Genomic DNA, 18,473 nt, shown 5'->3' with positions numbered 1-18,473 from the left:
AAACGCCTTAGCGCCGATGGTAGTGTGGGGCTTCCCCATGTGAGAGTAGGTCATTGCCAAGCACCTAATTAGTACCCGTGTGGTATGAGAGAGAACCCCAGTTGCGATGCAGCTGGGGTTTTTTCGTTATGGCCGGAGATCAAGCACGGCTGCCTTCAGTACATTCGATGTCCCTGCCAGGTCACTCAGCCCCGGGCTGACATCGAACCTCCTCACCTTGCGACACTGTAGGGTTGTCTTCTGGCAATCTATTTCTGAACTCGAACAGGCCATTCGCGCTTAGCTAAAGCTTAGGGGTCATTTCCCCTTGTATTCGGAGTAGATGCGATCACGCTTATTATTTAATGAGCGATCGTTCCTTATTTGGTGCTGATTTGGGTTTAGTGATTTAAAGGGAGGCGAATCTGGCGCATGTCAGTCTATCTTTTGTCTGTGAAATAAAAATGGATAGATACTGAGTCGAGCTTGGGATAGTTAAAGCAGGTAAGGTAGTGAGCTATGGCCTGTGTTATAGGCGTGCTCTGGACTCTATTGTTTTCCGAACTGATAGGGGGTATTGATTACGATTATTCGCTTGCTCGCAATTCTGGATAGGGTGAAATATTGAGCTGACTTGGTTTTTTTGTGTTTGTGCTCTATTGGGTTAATCCCAGTTTGTTGAGCTACATCATGATTTGGCGTCTGATTTTTAGGTTTTATTAAATGCCAAATGAATAATGTTTTTTCTATCAAAAACGGTAGTGCCTTGATTTTAAATAGTTATTCAGTAATTTTTGGTTTTGATGGTTTCTGCGCTATCGATTTGTTCAGTTTTTATTAATTGCGTTGATGTATAAACAGTATGCCGGAGTTGAGCGGGTTTCGGTTAATGTGAGTTGCCTAAAGGTTTCCAAAAAAGAGTCGCTATCTTATAAGGCGTGTCGTCTTTAGGGCGGTTCATTGGGGGCGGAACGGCGACTGCAGATAGAGAGGGTTAATTGAATAAGCTGTCATCCGTGATACTAATTTGTGCATTGTAGCTTTTATTTAATCGAAGCATATTAAGCTTTTCTGTACGTGTTTGTGTGGTGTCGTCTGATGTTAAGAGCTTGATTAAGATTAACGATCGTTCTACGATAGCATCCGTTTGCTTACTAATAATAGGCAAGCTCCCGGTTGTGGGCTTGGAGAGGAAAACTCCAGGCGAAAACACGCGGGGATGCTAATAAAAAACTTATAAAAGAATTTATCGGGTTTAGAAGAGTATCTGCTTCGGACTCACTGGAGGGAATGTGAGAAATTACTCAAAGGCGCTGTTGACTGGTGTAGTAGCTACAGCTCTAGTGGCGTGCAGTACTAATTCATCTACACACGGTTCGAAGCATCCTGAACGCCAGCACGACCACGAAATGACAGGTCAGCACGACTACTTTAAGTCAGAGCAACCACAAACATTGAAAGGTACACCGTTCGATCGTTACCTGAGTGAAGGTTATAGCGGGCTGGCAAAAAAGGAAGATTTCGAACACGATTTTGACGATGTCGAGAAGTTCCAGAGCCGCGCTTTGCGTTCTGCCGATGGCCAATTAGTTTCACCTGAAGAATTGTCCGCGCGTAACTTGCCTCCTTATTCTGTCGACGAATTAGCTTCTGCGCGTGCGCGCTTGGAAGATGCCTTTTACGCGGGTGCGTCCGTTAAGATGCCTCGTGAGTCAGCAAGAGCTCAGGTAATGTTTGATTGCTGGATGGAACAGCAAGAGGAAAACATTCAGCAGCATGATATTGACGAATGTAAAAGAGGCTTTATGGCCGCTATGGCCAAAATTGAGAACAAGCCTCAGGTCGAAGATAAAGGGCCGGTGTACACACACAGCCATGACCATAAGCATACGCATGGGCCTGGTTCTTGCGTAGACCATACTCACAAGCCGTCAGAGCCTGCTGCTGTTGTCTGCCCTCTGCCTCAGAAGAAAGAAGTAGCCACTTATCACGGTCCTTACATTATCTTTTTCGAGCTGGATCGCGCAGACATTACATCTGATGCGCAATCTGTGTTGAACAAAGTTGTAGCGGACGCTCGTGAGATGAAACCTCGTCGAGTGGTGTTAACTGCTCATACAGATACTTCAGGTAGCCGCTCTCACAATGAAGCCTTATCCCAGCGTCGTGCTCAGGCAGCTGCTCGTATGTTGCGTGCTGAGGGTGTCGAAGTATCTGAAATTCGCGCGTCACACTACGGAGAGTCTAAGCCGCGTGTATCAACCAAGGATGGTGTGCGTCATGCGGGTAACCGTCGGGTCGAAATCGACTTCGAGTGGTAACTCAGCACGGCTAATTGCTTAATAAAGGAGTGGTTTTAAACATTTGGTTGAATAAATAAACACTTGTTTATTTATTTCGATGTTGTTTAATAACCACTCACAATTTGTGTTGCTTTATGCAGCACGTGGTCTGTTGTGTTCAGTTATTAGCAGCGGGCTAAATGAGCTCTCTTTGGTTTATTTGATGAGGGTGTCGCTGGATGAGTTGTCCGGCATGGAATTACGACGTGATGTGCTGCATACCGGAGAGGTTTCGACCCATGATCTGCTCGACAGATAACAAGTTTAAAACGGCAATTAAGTGGATGGTTGGCTCAGCACTGATGGTACTGTTGTCAGGCTGCTACGTGCCTCATGAGGCTGCCACCGTTGAAGATGGCAAAAAAGTATATGAACAGGATCCACTGCCATACTTTGATACCGATTATCAGATATCCCCAGGGGATCGTCTGGAGGTTACGTATCACGTAGATGTTGAGCAAAAAGATCGTTACGAAATCGCCATTGGTGATCAGATCCGTATCGAATTCTATCACTACCCACAGATGGACCGTACGTTAAACGTACGCCCTGATGGACGCGTTACAGTTCCTTATAAAGGGGACATTATGGCAGCTGGTCGAACTCCGATGGAGCTCTCTGCTGCTGTGAACGAAGTTTATTCCGACTTCCTTACAATGCCACAAAGTACGGTGTCTCTGATTCGTTACGGAGCTAAAATCCGTGAACTGAAAGAAGCAATTCGAACGGCACCGCGTGGTCAGAGTCGTGAGGCCGTTGTACAGTCTGATGGTACGGTGAGTCTGCCTCTGCTTTCTGCTATTAAAGTGGCCGGTAAATCTATTAATCAGGCAGGTGACGCTATCAACTTGGAATACGAAAAAAGTGTTCCAGGCATGTTTACGTCTACTGCGATCTTGCAGGCTACAGGCAACCGGGTTTATGTGTTCGGTGCTGTACAGCGCCCAGGCTTTTATCAGCTGAATGGCCCTACGACGGTCCTGCAGTCAATTGCGTTGGCTGGAGGCTTTGCTGATTTTGGCGAAGCGGGCTCTACATTGTTGATTTCGCGTGATGAGTTTAATCGTCCGGTTGGTCGGTTGGTCGATTTGGCATCTGTGCTTTCCAGCGGTAACTCTGGTCAGGACTACTTCGTTCGTCAATCGGATGTGGTATTTGTGCCGACGACAACGTTAGGTCGTGCTGCCCTTGTCGGTGATGCAATTCGTCGTATGATTCCGGTGAATCTGGGCTTCACGTATACACTAGACGATACCGTGGATTTAATTGGGCCTAACCAGTAATTCAGGTGAATACGCTTTTTTTTGGGGTGATAATCAGTTATGGATAGTAGTACGAGCAACCGTAGAGAAGGTGGTAAGTTAACCTTCCGCGATATCGTCGCAATCTTTTTCTATACCAAGCGCGTCTTTGTATTCACCTTTGTGGGTGTGATCATTGGAGCGCTGTTGCTGGCATTCGTTAGTCCGTCTACTTATACGGCTAAAGCACGTTTGTTGGTAAAACCACGTATTGAAAAACCGGTGGTGTTTGATGAGGGTGCAGACTCTCGTTTCAACGTCGTTGATAACGTGTCTGACCAGACGTTGAACACAGTTGTTCACCTGTTTAGCTCTGCTGATGTGTTGCGAGAAGTGGTGAAAATGCACAACCTCGCGCCTATGGATAATGATTCCGAAGTGCTGGAAGCCATTTCAGAGCTGCGTGGACAGTTTAGAGCTGAGCCTCTGGCTACATCTAATATTGTCGAGATTATCTATTCAGCCCCAGATGCCGATCAGGCTCGCGACCAGCTAAATACCCTCCTGGATGCGTATATTGATTATTACATCGAAGTAAACCAAGGCTTGAAAGGCAGTCTTGAGTTCTTCGATGAGCAGGTTGCTCTTTTCCGCGAGCGCTATATTCAGTTAAGCAATGAATTGGCAGCAGCGCGCAAGAACCTCAATTTGGCCAGCCCGGAATTGCAGGCTGACAATATGCTGGCAGTCGTGCGAAATCTTGAAACGCGTAAGGCGGAAATTGCGAGTCAGTTAAAGTCCTCGAAAGAGCGTTTGTCGTTTTTGCAGGGTGCTTATAACAAGGTTGGCACTGCAGGTTATGTTGGTTTAACGACTGAACTGCGTCAGAATTATCCAGCTTTGGTCGAGATGGAACGGTCTCTGGCACAGCTGATTATTAACAAGCAGACAGCGGAAAGTAATTTCCAGCCGGGCTCCAAACCGGTGACTGATGCCGTTGAACAGTACAATAATATGCGCGGTCAGATTCGCGGTTACATTCGACAGGTGATCGGAAAACTGCAGCTGGAAGGTGAGTCTGGCGAAGAAGAAATTCAATCGCTTCAAGATAGCATCGACATGGCACAAGCGAATGTCGGTCAGCTAAGTGCGGATACCGTTATTCTTCAGCGTATCGAGTTTGAACGCGGAGTGGCTGAGAAGAACTATCGTTTGTATGAAGACAAGCGTGAAGCTGCGCGTATCAGTGAAGAGAAAAACCGCTCACAGTTTGCGAACGTAACGATTGCAAACCGTCCGTTGATGCCTAATTCACCGTCGTTCCCGAATATTCCACTTATTCTGATTCTGGCTATCCCGGTAGCACTGCTGTTGGCTTTGGTTGCTTGTATCCTGTCTTATTCGAGCGACCAGGCGTTGCGCTCCCCGGCTGATGTTCAGTCCCGGACGCGTTTGCGCCTTCTCGGTACCTTAGACGCCGTTTAAACATTGGGGAGAAAAGACAATGGGCAAGATTTTTGAAGCAATGTACGGTGCAGATGGCGATTCGGTGGAAACTGAAACCGAAGCGAACAAACAGCACGAAGTGGTTGAAGAGGCAGTAGAGAACAGCGTTCGTCGTTACCCGGAGAATTTGATCCTGCCTTTGGGACGTACTTTTGACGGCAATGCTAAATGGCGTCGAGACATGCGTAAAGTCACTATCAACCTGATGGTTCAAGCTGACCCTCAGGAAGTTGGTGGCAAAGCTGTTATGTTCTCCGGTATGTCTAAAAACGTCGGTACATCTACAGTGACAGCGCAGGTTGCAAAGATTCTGGCTGCGGAATACTCCCGACATCGCGTTCTGGTGCTTGATGTGCGTGAGGCCGGTGTGTCTGATGCTATGACTCTGGACCGGGCGATGATGGATGGCTATAGCGTTGATGATGTGCTGTCAGGCTGCGATAGTGAAGGAATCTTTCGTATGCTCGTCTCCTCTAGCGATGAGCAAGGACGTAGTGCGATGATTTCTCATCAGCTTCGAGAATTCATCGCGAAAGCGCGAGAGCATTTTGATTGGGTGCTGCTTGATATGCCGAAGCAGGGATCAACGCCATTGGCAGATTCCCTTGGTCGTGTGGTTGATGGTGTTGCGATCGTAGCGAATACCGGGGTTACTCGTGTGCCAGCAATTAATGCTGTTGAGGAAGATATGGAGCAGCTGGGCATTAACCTGCTTGGTGTGATTCTGAACTTCCGTAAATACCCTATTCCATCCTGGTTGCTCAGGTTTTTGTAAAGGCGCGTTTGTAGGTACCTACAAATACACCAATCATCCGGGATAAGTTATGGCGGATTCGGCAAATAAATCGTTATCATCGATTCTGATGCCGCTGGGTTTTGGATTACTCAGTGGTGTCTTATTTGTATTCTTACTCGGTAATCTTCCGCTGAAGTGGACCTTCTTTATTCTGTTGGCAGTCACCGGTGTGGGTGGCTTGCTGTTCTTGAATATCTTGCAAGTACGAACCAAGCAGTTGATGTTGATGCTTGCGGCGTTCCTGATGCCGATTTTGTACGATATCAACTTCTATTACCAAGAAGACCCGCCGTTTTATGTGCATGCAAATGGCTTTGGTGTAGCTATTACAGACGTACTGTTTGCCATGCTGATTATCGCATGGGCAGCAGAAACGGTTGTTGGTAAACGCTCACATCATCCGCCAGCACCTGTCCCGACGAACTGGAAGTTCGCGATGATAGGTCTGTTCTTGATCAACTTCCTGTCAGCGGTCACTACACCAGAGCCCTTCTTTGCGTTCAGTATGTTGTGGCAGCAGGTGAAGGTTTATTTCATCTTTGTCTATTTGATCAAAAACGTGAATAGCTTTGATACCGTCAAACGGTTGGGCTACGTATTTGTTGCCGTCTTGGCCACCCAGGCCGTTATTGTTTTTGAACAGAAGCTCGTCGGTGCGATCTTTACTGACAGCCTGCTCGGCCAGAGAACAACTTGGCAGAACACCGGTGGGCCTTTGCGTGTATCCGGAACACTGGGCCAGCCCAATGCACTGGCTATGTTCATGAATCAGCTAATGCTGATTGGTATTTTTCTTGGACTGTCTGAGAAGAATACTCTGCGTAAACTTGCTATTTTGGGCTTCGTTGCGTTTGCTGCAATGGCTGAAATTTTTACGGCTTCGCGCGGTGGCTGGGCGGGTTTGGCCATCGCATTCGTTGTGTGTATGGTGCTGTGGAGAATGCGCAGAGGCAATGGACTGATCGCGAGTATCAGCTTGGTTGCGCTGGTTGGTTCTGTGCTGTTCAGTGCATTGTTTCTGGGGTCGGGAGACTTTAGGGCGCGTTTGACTCAGGATGATAAGGGTACTGCTGAGGTACGTATTCCGTTGATGGAAGTGGCGGAAAATCTCGTGGCAGCGAATCCGTTAACAGGTGTCGGTCTTAACCACTATACGTATTACATGGCGCAGTATGACCGCACATTTGATGCGATCACCGCGAATTTTGATGCACCGGTCCACAACACCTTTATGTTGATTGCTGGCGAAATCGGTATTCCAGGGGCGATGTTTGCCATCGCGATGATTCTGTTCACGTTGTACAGATCATTTATGCTGTTTTTCCGTTCGGACGGAACGATATCGGCAATAGCACTGGGGATATTTGGTGGTGTCTTGTCTTGGGTGATCCACAATACGGTGGACCCAACATCTATCTATTCAGAGTATCCGTTCTGGATACTCTCCGGTCTTTGTATAGCGATGGATAGGATCCATGCTAAACAGCAGGCCAAGCTCGATCATCGTTCGGCCAGTGGGCCGGATCCTGATGTAAAAACAGCGTAGTCGCCAGGGGGCAATGTGGCAGCTGACACCCACACTCAGCGGACGATCCGGGGTGCCAATTGGAATATGATGAGGGTTATTGTCCAGACTGTTGTGAGTCTGGGCGTGACCATTGTTGTTGCCCGAATTTTACCGCCGGAAGATTTCGGGTTGCTGGCGACAGCAATGATTTTTATAGGCCTTGCAGAAATTATCTCCGCTATGGGGATGGGCGCGGCCGTTGTGCAAAGAAAAAATCTGGATGAGATAGCGATTCGCACGGCCAACACGCTGTCTGTTCTTATTGGCGTTGCGTTAGTGGCGTTGATATTACTTGTCTCCGAACCTGTTGCCATTTTCTTCGGCGACGAGCGTGTTGGTCCCGTCATTAGAGTGTTATCTATCAGTCTGTTTGTTGCTGCGCTCTCTACGGTAAGCCGTGGACTGATTATGCGTCGTATGGACTTTCGTCGACTTTTTATAGTCGATTCAATCGGACATGTCGTTGGTTACGCTGGTGTTGTGATTGTGATGGCGGTGTTGGGTTACGGAGTGTGGAGTTTAGTGATGGGGACCATCGCGACCACCGTTCTTGGCTCAATTCTCTCGTTCGTCTACGAACCGTTTCGTATGACATTCACGCCCGAAAAATCGAGGTTGAAAGAGTTACTGTCGTTTGGCGGTGGGGTCAGTATTAGCAGTGTCGTCGGATACTTTGCGCGTAATGTAGACTTCTTCGTTATCGGCAAATTTCTTGATCAGATTATGTTAGGTTTATACAGCCGTGCATATCATTTGGTTAATCTTCCGCTCGCGAAGATTGCTGGGACGCTGACAAATGTCATGTTCTCCTCATACTCTGAAGTTCAGGATGATAAAGAGCGTTTGCGGCAGGTTTATTTCCGCGTAGTATCCGTCACGGCATTGATGGCGTTCCCTGTTTTTGTCGGTATGTTGGTTTCAGGGCAATACATCATTACCGGTATGTACGGCGATAACTGGATAGGTGCAGTCCCGGCCTTTCAGGTACTTTGTCTGATGGGTTTGATTCGGCTCGTATTGATTCTGACAGGCCCGGTCATTCAGGCAATGGGACATGTTCATGCGGAAATGAGACGCCAGATAGTGTTCTTTGTATTGCTGACGGCGGCTTGTATCGTCGCCGTACCCGAAGGAATTGCCGCTGTGGGATTTGCAGTCGTTGGCGCTACTTTGTGGTTGTACCTGTCAATGGCAAATTTGGCGATTAAGTTGCTGGACTCTAACTGGATTGAGTTCATAAAAGTTCAGCTGCCGGGTTACTTGCTGGCGGCCTTTGTTGGGTTGGTCGATGCGGCGGTTCTTTATCTGTTAGAAGGGAAAATTGCCTCTTCAGAGTTGATGCTGCTGATTATGTTGGTGACTTCGGGGTTGGCATACCTTATCGGTTTCTTTGGTTTACCCGCTTCTATGATGGGCGATGTTCCGGGATGGGTGCTAGGGAAATATGGCCATATGTTGCCCGCGGGTTTACGTGGTTGGGCGTTAAAGCGCGTCGCGACAGGTGTTGAATAAAGGATATGGAAGTGACGGATAAAGCAATGAAACGTGTTGTATATGCCCATTATCAGAAGTTTGAGCGTGATGGTTCATACGTACACGTCACTAAATTCTCGGAAGAGTTTGGTGGGATTTGCGATGAGCAAGGGATTGAATTTACGGTTATGGCCCCTCCGCTTGAAACGGGAGTGCCGGGGCAAAAAAAATCCTTTGTTGATCGCCTTAAATCGCGCTTGGCGCAGTTTTATATTTCAGATATCAAAGCGTTTCTTGTTCAATCCAAGCGCATGCTGGAAGAGCGGAGACAGTTAAAAGAGTTAAAGCCGGATTTGGTTTTGACGCGTTTTGATTACAACACCTTTTCGATCATATGGGCGTGCCGCTCGTTGAATATCCCGGTGGTGCTCGAGATTAACTCCCCGGATCATGAAGAACGGGAAGTGAATTACCTTCGGGTCCCAGGTGCGGAACACTTTTTCAGCTCTACCCGAGCACTTTCGTTATGTGACGGTGGGTTTGCAGTGAGCAACGTGCTGACTGAGGAATATAAGGTTGAATCGACTCGTGGGTTGCCGGTTCATTCCATTCCAAATGGCGTCACTGTTGAACAGTTTGATCCACATATGTCAGGAGCTCCTGTCAGGGAAGAGTTGGGTATAGACGAAGATGAGGTTGTCATTGGTTTCGTTGGCAGCTTTGCTCCGTGGCACCGTATGGATATGTTGTTCGACAGCTTCTCTTATCTGATCGGGCAGGGATACAAAGTACGTTTGTTACTGGTTGGGCAGGTAAAGCCCGAATCAGAAGAAAGCGTAGCGCGGGCAAATCAATCAGATATTAAAGACCACGTAACCTTCGCTGGCTTTGTGCCGAGTAACGAGATTGATAAATACTTGGCGGCGATGGATATTACTGTACTGCAAAACTCAGCGTATTATTGTTCGCCGCTCAAGATGTTTGAATATATGGCGATGGAAACTGCGGTATTGTCCTTGGGGACAGAGCCGGTCAAAGAGATGCTAGTAGATGGGGAGGAAGGCTTGTTATTCCCTCCAGGTGATGGCGAGGCCATGACTCAAGCACTGACAAAGCTGGTTGAAGATAAAGAACTTAGGGAACGTTTGGGCAAAGCCGCCCGTGAACGTATGGTTAAGGAATTCACTTGGCGTCACAACGCTGAAAAGGTGTACGACCTTTTGAATGAGGTCTACAGCACTTCGGATAAGGTGCCTAACTACTAATCAGTGGTATAGTGAGTGCTTACTAAAGTAGGTGCGTACACATATACCCTAAAGGTGACTATCATGCGACTAGGTGTCACAACATTGTTAAAGCCACTGTTCTCCTTCAGTCTGGCAATGCTTTTTATTTTGGGCGCTACAGCTGCTCAGGCGGATAAGAAAGCAGATAACCTGACCGGGTTTAAAGGCGAGGAACAGGGGAACTTGCCCGATTACAATTATGACTCACTGGATGAGCAGGGCTGGGATGTATTCGAAGATCCGTTTGGCGCGCTGATTGCCCGTGAAACACCCTATTATCAAAATGATAGCCGAGACATCAAATCGGGTGACGTATTTATTAAGGCCTGGGAATATGATCCGCCAAATGCACTGAAAGTCAGGGTGATTGATCAGCGTGCACTGCTGATGTATGGCTCCAAAATTGACGTTAAGGTGGAAGCAGGTTACTACGACGATAATAAAAACCTGATGGTTGAGACTCGTCGCATTGTCCGGGATATAGCGATTAAACCGGGCGAAAACTATCTGACACTCTATTTCCCGGTAGAACGCACACATATTGTTCATGCACGTGTTATTAAAGTGCGTAACAATGGTGCGATAAAGCTCCTCGATTAATTATTGTATAAAGGGCTGCTTAGATGCGGCCCTTTGTATATGTGGCATACCTTTTTTTGTAGAGGAAGTTGTCCCTCATTACCCAGATCAACTCATTCGTTAATGAATGGTTGCCCCGCGCTGAAAGTCGAAATATTGTCATACCTCTTCTGATACAGTCTGCTGTGTTGATTAATGATACCTTCAGGGAATGTTTTAATGGCGAAGAACCGCGTTATTTTTCTCAACTCTATATTTCCAGTGCTGAGTGAGACCTTTCTCTTCAGCCAGTACACGAAAATGCTGGATGAAGGGATGGCGATGGATTTGGTGTCGAGTCATCGGCCAGATGCGTCACAGGTTCATCCAGGGATGGAAAGTGTACAGAAGCAGGTAGACTACCTGTGTGATGCCGGGGCTGCTGAAGTTGCTTCTGCCCATTTACATTGCTTACTGAAGTATCCGACAGGTTATCTAGGTTCATTGGCAAGGATGTTTTCCGTCGAAGAAAAGCCGGTAACGACGTTAAAGCATATCTCAGGCGCAGCGCTGACCCTTAAGCGTTATGCTGATTCTGCAGAGCCGCGTTGGGTGCATTCGCACTTCACGTATGGCGCGACGTCGATTGCGATGTGGATGAAGCGTATTGCAGGTCTGCCGTTTTCATTGACCTTGCATGGGTCTGATCTGACTTTTGATAATCCTCCTGATTTGGAGAAAAAGTTAGAGGAAGCGGACTTAGTGGTCTGCATTTCTCAATACAACGTCGATTATGTCAAAGAGCATTTCCCTACTGTAGTGGAAGATAAGTTGGTGGTGTTACCGTTAGGGGTGGCTCCACTGGCCGAACCTCCGAAGCCTCAAGTATATGATTCAAACCGACCGTTACGGATGTTAAGTGTTGGCCGGCTGTCTACGCAAAAGGCGCAGGAGTATCTTGTTCGGGCATGTGCTCAATTGAGAGATAAAGGTTTGTCTTTCGAATGTCTGCTGGTAGGTGAAGGGCCTCAGCGAGAGTTTATCGAGTCGGAAGTTCAGCGATTGGGGTTGCAAGCAGAAGTAAAGCTGCTAGGTGCACGTTATCACAGCGATGTGCTGGAAATGTACAAAGAGGCAGATCTGTTTGTGATGTCTAGTGTCGCTGAAGGTATGCCGATTGTATTGATGGAAGCGATGCAAGCAGGTGTGCCCGTGTTATCGACGGCAATCTCAGGTATCCCCGAACTGCTTGATTACGGTAAGGCTGGAATTTTAGTACCGCCAGCCAGCGACGATGCGTTGGCAGAGTCTATGGAAGCGGTCATTAAGGGTGAGATTGACCTCGAAAAACTGCGGCAGCAGGCTATCGAGCATATCGCACACAGTTTTGATCAGGGTAAAAATGCCGTTCGGTTCCAGAATTTGTTGGAAGACCGTGGTATAGCAGAAGAAAAGGTAGCAAGCCGTGTCACTAACTGAAAAACCACAGTACAAAGAAGAGTGGCTAAATGGCGTACGGTATCATGTCGTACACCGTCAGGATATTTTTGACAGCATCCGCTGGGCCGCAGAGAACGGTGAAGGCGGGAATATCATGAATGTGAATATCCACGCAATGAACCTTGCCTACGAAGACCCCTCCTTTCGTCATATTCTGAACAACGCTGACATGGTGTTTGTGGACGGTGCGGGTGTGAAGCTTGGCTGTAAAATCGCTCGATGTGATGTGGGGCAACGCTTAACCCCAGCCGACTGGCTGGAAGAGATGTTCGAGATGTGCTCCCAGGAACAATGGCCGATTTTCTTGTTGGGAGATATAGATGAGATGGGCGAGCGGTTTGAGGAAGCGATGGCGAAACGTTATCCCGATTGTCCTTTTGCAGGTCGCCATAATGGTTTTTTCGATCGTGAAGGTGAAGAAAACGATAAAGTGATCGACATGATCAACAATAGCGGAGCTAAAGTGCTGCTGGTTGGTATGAGCATGCCTATTCAGGAAAAGTGGATCTGGGATAATCGGAATAAGCTAACGGTTCCTGTGAAGCTTGCGACGGGTGCATTCCATCGTATATTTACCGGTGATATTGATCGCGCGCCTAAATGGGTAACGGACAATGGATTTGAGTGGTTGTACCGCCTTGCCATGCAACCGCATACCTGGAAGCGTTATATTTTGGGGAACCCGGTATTTATGTTACGGGTCGCGTGGCACCATATTTTGGGGTTTCGATTTAAAGAGAGGACCTGAATCCGGTAGCCTGATTGATGAACGTACGTTAGTATCGTCAAGTTAAACGGATTCAGTAAAGAGAGCTGTACCCATGTATGAGGAGTTTTACGGGTTAAATCGACGCCCATTTGAAAATACTCCAAACCCAGAATTTTTCTTCGCCAGTAAACAGCACCGCGAAGCGCTCGCGGCGTTGATTTACGGTATTAAGCAATCAAAAGGGTTTATGCTGGTAACCGGTGAAGTCGGTTCCGGTAAAACCTTTTTGATTCAGTCGCTTAAATATGAGCTGGAAGAAGAAAATCATATTATTCTTGAGGTTGCGACCCCCTGGATTACGCCGGAAGAGCTGTTTGCCGAGTTGCCGCAGAAGTTAGGGATGGATATGGATCCCGAATGGGGATCACTGGTCTTTCAGGCGAAGTTGAAAGAGCAGCTTGAGCGGTTGCACGAACAAGGTCGTCGAGTGCTTGTTATACTGGATGAGGCTCAGCAATTGCCGGAGCGCACGCTCGAAGGCATTCGTCTGTTGTCCAACTTCGAGAACGAAAATGCGAAGCTGATCCAGATTATCTTTTTGGGGCAAAATGAGCTGAACGATATTCTGGGGCGTTATTCAATGCGCCAGATTCGGCAGCGTATTACCCTCAGTCGCTCACTTGGTTACTTTAATGAAACTGAGACACGTCGGTATATCGAACATCGTCTTAGTGTGTCTGGTTGCACTGAACCGGTCTTTAACGACGACGCGTTATCGCTGATCTTTAAAAAATCTCACGGCTCTCCACGCCTTGTTAACCTCATTTGTGATAACTGCTTAATCACAGGTTATGCGCACTTTGCGCGAACTATCGATGCCCATGTTGTACGCGAGGTTTTGTCTGACCTTCCATCTGTCCATTCTGGAGCCTATGACTACGATCAGGCCCCACCTCCTGCCGAGGAAGAGCAGCCTTTACGCGTTATGGCGGAAGCAGAATCCAGTGTTGACGAGAAGCAAGCTGTAGGCAATGTTCAAGCAGCGCCGACACCCGTGTACGAGGCTGATTCAAGGGCTGAAATTCGAGATAAAGATCAATCGCAATCGAAACCCGTTACCGAGTCCGCATTTGCGGTACCTGAACCGCTGCCTGATTACGATGAAGATGAAATAAAGCCGAGAGAACGTAAGTCTTCAGGGGTATTGAGCCGATACGGCCTGTGGTTGGTTCTAATCGCTACCGTTGTCGTGAGTTGGTATGCGGCGCGTTGGTATGAAACGAGGCAAAAAGAAACTGTTGTTGAAACAGAGCAGCCCGTCACAACACCATCTCTGGAATCGATCCCTGTTAACGCTGTTCAACCAGCATTAGAACCTCAGAAACAGCTGACATGGGACGATGATCCTGTCATGGCTGATGAGGATGCAGGGGTGGTTCATGTCCCTGCCGAGCCGGTTGCTGAGCCTTCTCTGTCGAGTATCACGCCTGAACCTCCGCGTGAGCAGCCCCTGCCATCGACGGTGGTCCCAACGGCGGATACAGCATTTGAGCGTGAGCCCTCCCAGCAGCCTTATAAGTCAGCCCTTGAACGTTACTCGGCAGGCACCACCAGTAATGATGGCTTGAGTCTGTTTGAGCGTTTACGTCAGGAAGCGAATGTCTCTGATGTGCGTGCCAAACCTATAGAAAGGCAGGCGATGGATGTAAAGGTTGAACCTCGCGTTAAGTCTGAGACGGTTAAACCGGTTGTGATGGCACAGAAGAAGCCGCCCGTCGTGACAAACATTGCTAAGACGTCGGCGCCGGTTGTCCCCGTCCGTGTGGATGGCCGTGCCCAGGTGGGAGTGCTGGAGGGGGTTGTCGTATCTTCACGTCGGGCCAAGCGTTACGAGTCTGGAGAGACTATCCCTTATCCGTTCTCACAGTCTGCGTTGACCAAATCACTGGTGCGTTTTGTGGAGGGGGCAACCGTGAGCCAGTTGGCACGTGCGAAGTATACGACCTGGAACGATACTGTTCAGGACATGGTGCGAGCGCTTAATCCGAAGTTGAAAAGTCTGGATCGGGTTTATACCAAGAATATAAACCTTCCGGATATCAGTCGTGAAGACCTGATAGTCAATGATGGTGGTCGCGGTTGGTTTGTATATGCAGGAACTGTCACCAGTCGTCTCAAAGCGAACAATCTTTACGAATCTTTTGTGGCAATGGGTGAACCTGCAGATATGGAGGTTACGCGAAATGCTGAACGTCGTATCTATCGTGTGTATATGGGACCTTATGACACTAGAGATCAGGCTGTAGTGCAGTTTAATGCCGTTGACCTGACCCATATGCCGTATCTTCAATAAGTGGGAATATTTGAACGTGCTGTAATACAAGATATTTCAGTATTGCGGTACGTTTTGGTATAGGTGATTTTTTAGACTGGTGGGCATATAGGCTTGGGGAGTATAAAAACTTCTAGAGCTCTATTTATTAAATAGTGCCTTCTTCTCGATAATTACCAAAAGATAATGTTTATCGCCACTCATGGATGAGAAAGTAACAAAAACCTGACATGTGGCATGTTAAGGTTTAGTGCAGAATGGATAATGCACCCCGGAAAACAGTAGTGTACATATCGCCTGAGTCGCTAAAAAATATAGCTGAAATATTTGAGAAACCGGCTCGCTGTATAACGGATAGTGTATTTATTTTGTCTCTTTAAATGTGACTAGTTAAAAAGGAATTCGAACGTTGTTAGAAACTGTTTCGCTTATCTTGGGTTGGGTGTTTTTGCTGATTGCCGCAATTCCTGTGCTGTATTTCGGGCTGGTGACTGTTGCCGCGTGCTGGCCTGAAAAAGCGCGCTCACCGGAAACAAAAAAACTCAAATTTGCGGTCGTTATTCCTGCACACAACGAAAGCCTGCTGATCAGTGAAACGGTGCGGGCTGCCCTGAGTCAGAATTATGATGATGACAACTATAAGGTTGTGGTGATCGCTGATAACTGTACAGATGACACAGCAGAAAAAGCACGTATTGAAGGGGCGCATGTTATCGAGCGCACAGGGCCTCCTGGCAAGGGGCAGGCACTGTTTCATGCATTTACCGGATTGTTAGAAGAGCAGTGGGATGCATTCCTGATTGTTGATGCGGATTCGTTGATGCATGTGGACGCGCTCAAAGTGCTTGATCAGGAAATGAGCCACGGCGCCAAGGTCGTGCAGCTGCGATATGCTATTCGGAATCCTGAGGATTCTATTCGTACCCGTGCTTTGGAGCTGGGCATGGCCTCTTTTAATGCGTTGCGTCCGAAAGGTCGGAGCGCGCTGGGTATGTCATCCGGTATTTTTGGCAATGGATTTTGTATTTCACGTGAAGCGCTGGAGAACGTGCCTTATCTCGCACACTCAATTGTGGAAGACATCGAATATCATATTCACCTGCTGTTGAAAGGATATCGTACCGTTTTTACCGATAAGGCCTGTGTATATGCTGAGATGCCAACGTCTGTAGAAGCGTCCAAAACACAGCGTATCCGTTGGGAGCGTGGTCGTTGGATTACGATTAAAAGCTATGCCGGTCAGCTGTTTCGTAATAGCTTGAAAGGTGACAAATTTTCTTTGGATGCTTTGAGCGATGTGCTGACCCCACCTGCCACTCTGATTATTTACCCACTGCTCGCAGCAGCATTGTTTGGTGATACGACCATACGGGTGCTAGCGTTGTTGCTGTTTATCATCATTGGCCTGCACTACCTGATCGCGAGCATACGCTATGGCAGTGTTAAAGGCCTGTTCCGCATTGGCTTGTTTGTGCCTTGGTATCTGATCTGGAAAACCTGGGTGTTTGTCGTATCTATGATCAAAGACCGCAATATTGGTTGGAATCGTACCGAGCGCGATTAAATACCTGTTCAGCTTGTAAGTTGTAAAACGTAGTGAGTAAGACGGCAATGGTATTGCTGTCCGGTATCAGTGAAGTGGCCCTTATCAATGGATTGGTAAGGAGCTGAATCGAACCCTGTTTGACAAGAAGTCTGACTAAACCATGAGCTATTCAAAGCATAAATTAATTTTACAGGCGTATCGCGTCTCCGACCTGCTGGCATTTATTCTAGCCGGACTGGTTGCCGCATGGGTTGCGGGTATCTCCAATCATCACTCCGGGTTCTGGGAGATTCTGTCGATACGTTTCTCACTGGTTAACCTGTTGGGTTATCTGGTGTTGGCGCTGTTGTGGCTGATCGTATTTGATCGAATCAAGCTGTATGCAGCCATGAAACCTAAACAGACCTTGCTTGAAGAAGTGGTCGTGATTGGCTGGGCAACCGGTATTGCGACTGCTGTATACGGTATGGTGAGTGTTTTCTTCGATATCAGCTTGTTTACCCCCGTCTTCTTGCTGACCTTCTGGGTCTTTAGTACCGCGTTGACGTGGTTGTTCCGCAGAGGGTTGCGTCTGCTGCTGAAGAAAGTCCATCTGGGTGACAACAACGAATGCCGCATTATGGTAATCGGTACCAATGAGGCGGCACGAAATTACGTTGAGCTAATTAAGTCGAATCGAGATATGGGCTTCAAGTTCGTGGGCTATATCAGTAACGATCAGCCCGATGAAGTTCCAACGGATGAATACCTGGGACCTAAAAGTGAGTTCAAGCGTATCTTTGACGATACGGTTGTCGATGAGGTGGTTATCACACTGCCTATTCATCACTTCTCGAAAGAAGTTGAGGAGCTAATCGATTACGCATCTGCACATGGTATTTTGGTTCGCCTGCCCATGTCTCAGTTGTTTGGCAGCATGTTCGGAAACCACGTATGGCGTTTACGCACCGAAATGGTGAGTCGTATGGGTGAATCCTCATCGTCTGACCTGGTGCTGGGCTCCGGTCATGATATGGGCTGGGAATATCTGGCAAAACGGGCATTTGATTTCTGTTCGGCATCCATCCTGTTAATTTTGACCTCTCCTCTCATGATTGGCGCAGCGTTGGCAATTAAGTTCTCGTCGAAAGGCGATGTGATGTTTGTACAAGATCGTTATGGCTATAACGGTCGGGTGTTTAAGCTCTATAAGTTTCGCACGATGATTCAAAACGCTGATGAGCTACAAGAAGCGTTGCGTAAGCAGAACGAACGTGAAGGTGCTGCCTTCAAAATTAAAGACGATCCACGTATTACGTCGGTGGGTAAGTTCTTGCGTAAAAGCAGTATTGACGAGTTGCCGCAGCTGCTCAACGTAATTAAAGGTGAAATGAGCCTGGTGGGTCCGCGTCCGCTGCCATTGGCAGACTATGAGCGTTTCCAGGAAGTTTCTCACATGCGCCGCCTTAGCGTCCTACCGGGTATTACGTGTACCTGGCAGGCGAGTGGGCGTGACAACGTAACGTTCGACGAGTGGATGGAACTCGATATGGCCTATATCGATAACTGGAGTCTTGTCAGTGATTTTGCGATCTTATTGAAAACAGTTCCGGCAGTATTGTTTGGGCGTGGAGCCTCTTAATACACGGATGTATGTTG

At 47.7% G+C, this 18,473-nt stretch carries 13 protein-coding genes; all 13 read left to right on the top strand.

Features of this window, described 5'->3' with window-relative positions; translation table 11 throughout:
* Window positions 1-1,388: 1,388 nt before the first annotated feature.
* The gene (locus IOQ59_RS17985) at window positions 1,389-2,300 is read left to right on the top strand and encodes an OmpA family protein (protein WP_193954848.1); all 912 of its coding nucleotides are present in this window, start codon (window positions 1,389-1,391) and stop codon (window positions 2,298-2,300) included.
* 260 nt (window positions 2,301-2,560) lie between these two features.
* The gene (locus tag IOQ59_RS17980) at window positions 2,561-3,604 is read left to right on the top strand and encodes a polysaccharide biosynthesis/export family protein (protein ID WP_193954847.1); all 1,044 of its coding nucleotides are present in this window, start codon (window positions 2,561-2,563) and stop codon (window positions 3,602-3,604) included.
* 39 nt (window positions 3,605-3,643) lie between these two features.
* The gene (locus tag IOQ59_RS17975; protein ID WP_193954846.1) at window positions 3,644-5,047 is read left to right on the top strand and encodes a GumC family protein; all 1,404 of its coding nucleotides are present in this window, start codon (window positions 3,644-3,646) and stop codon (window positions 5,045-5,047) included.
* A gap of 19 nt (window positions 5,048-5,066) precedes the next feature.
* Entirely contained in the window at window positions 5,067-5,843 is a 777-nt protein-coding gene (locus IOQ59_RS17970) for a P-loop NTPase family protein (RefSeq protein ID WP_193954845.1), read from the top strand.
* A gap of 49 nt (window positions 5,844-5,892) precedes the next feature.
* On the top strand, window positions 5,893-7,410 hold the full coding sequence (locus tag IOQ59_RS17965; protein WP_193954844.1) for an O-antigen ligase family protein: 1,518 nt from the start codon (window positions 5,893-5,895) through the stop codon (window positions 7,408-7,410).
* A 15-nt stretch (window positions 7,411-7,425) separates the two neighbouring features.
* Complete coding sequence (locus IOQ59_RS17960; protein ID WP_371871893.1) at window positions 7,426-8,943, top strand: lipopolysaccharide biosynthesis protein; 1,518 nt, start codon at window positions 7,426-7,428, stop codon at window positions 8,941-8,943.
* A gap of 26 nt (window positions 8,944-8,969) precedes the next feature.
* Window positions 8,970-10,169 carry a glycosyltransferase family 4 protein gene (locus IOQ59_RS17955; RefSeq protein ID WP_193954842.1) on the top strand — a complete coding sequence of 400 codons (1,200 nt, stop codon included), beginning with the start codon at window positions 8,970-8,972 and terminating at the stop codon, window positions 10,167-10,169.
* A 63-nt stretch (window positions 10,170-10,232) separates the two neighbouring features.
* A complete protein-coding gene (locus tag IOQ59_RS17950; RefSeq protein ID WP_193954841.1) occupies window positions 10,233-10,790 on the top strand; it encodes a hypothetical protein in 558 nt (185 codons plus the stop codon).
* A gap of 198 nt (window positions 10,791-10,988) precedes the next feature.
* Window positions 10,989-12,227, top strand: coding sequence for a glycosyltransferase family 4 protein (locus IOQ59_RS17945; protein WP_193954840.1), 1,239 nt, complete (start codon window positions 10,989-10,991; stop codon window positions 12,225-12,227).
* A complete protein-coding gene (locus IOQ59_RS17940; RefSeq protein ID WP_193954839.1) occupies window positions 12,214-12,996 on the top strand; it encodes a WecB/TagA/CpsF family glycosyltransferase in 783 nt (260 codons plus the stop codon). Before IOQ59_RS17945 ends, IOQ59_RS17940 begins: the two co-directional genes overlap by 14 nt.
* Before the next feature lie 73 nt (window positions 12,997-13,069).
* Complete coding sequence (locus IOQ59_RS17935) at window positions 13,070-15,310, top strand: AAA family ATPase (RefSeq protein WP_193954838.1); 2,241 nt, start codon at window positions 13,070-13,072, stop codon at window positions 15,308-15,310.
* 388 nt (window positions 15,311-15,698) lie between these two features.
* Entirely contained in the window at window positions 15,699-16,853 is a 1,155-nt protein-coding gene (locus tag IOQ59_RS17930) for a glycosyltransferase family 2 protein (RefSeq protein ID WP_193954837.1), read from the top strand.
* 142 nt (window positions 16,854-16,995) lie between these two features.
* Window positions 16,996-18,456, top strand: coding sequence for a sugar transferase (locus IOQ59_RS17925; RefSeq protein WP_193954836.1), 1,461 nt, complete (start codon window positions 16,996-16,998; stop codon window positions 18,454-18,456).
* Window positions 18,457-18,473 lie beyond the last annotated feature (17 nt).

It is taken from the genome of Pontibacterium sinense (assembly GCF_015209595.1).
In the GTDB taxonomy this organism is placed as follows: Bacteria; Pseudomonadota; Gammaproteobacteria; order Pseudomonadales; family Balneatricaceae; genus Pontibacterium; species Pontibacterium sinense.
The sequence above is the reverse complement of the archived record's forward strand: the minus strand, read 5'-3'. Positions and strand labels throughout refer to the sequence as shown.

Coding starts and splice junctions, on each gene's coding strand:
- IOQ59_RS17985 (WP_193954848.1), top strand. CDS start 1,389: ATGACAGGTCAGCACGACTACTTTAAGTCAGAGCAACCACAAACATTG.
- IOQ59_RS17980 (WP_193954847.1), top strand. CDS start 2,561: ATGATCTGCTCGACAGATAACAAGTTTAAAACGGCAATTAAGTGGATG.
- IOQ59_RS17975 (WP_193954846.1), top strand. CDS start 3,644: ATGGATAGTAGTACGAGCAACCGTAGAGAAGGTGGTAAGTTAACCTTC.
- IOQ59_RS17970 (WP_193954845.1), top strand. CDS start 5,067: ATGGGCAAGATTTTTGAAGCAATGTACGGTGCAGATGGCGATTCGGTG.
- IOQ59_RS17965 (WP_193954844.1), top strand. CDS start 5,893: ATGGCGGATTCGGCAAATAAATCGTTATCATCGATTCTGATGCCGCTG.
- IOQ59_RS17955 (WP_193954842.1), top strand. CDS start 8,970: ATGAAACGTGTTGTATATGCCCATTATCAGAAGTTTGAGCGTGATGGT.
- IOQ59_RS17950 (WP_193954841.1), top strand. CDS start 10,233: ATGCGACTAGGTGTCACAACATTGTTAAAGCCACTGTTCTCCTTCAGT.
- IOQ59_RS17945 (WP_193954840.1), top strand. CDS start 10,989: ATGGCGAAGAACCGCGTTATTTTTCTCAACTCTATATTTCCAGTGCTG.
- IOQ59_RS17935 (WP_193954838.1), top strand. CDS start 13,070: ATGTATGAGGAGTTTTACGGGTTAAATCGACGCCCATTTGAAAATACT.
- IOQ59_RS17925 (WP_193954836.1), top strand. CDS start 16,996: ATGAGCTATTCAAAGCATAAATTAATTTTACAGGCGTATCGCGTCTCC.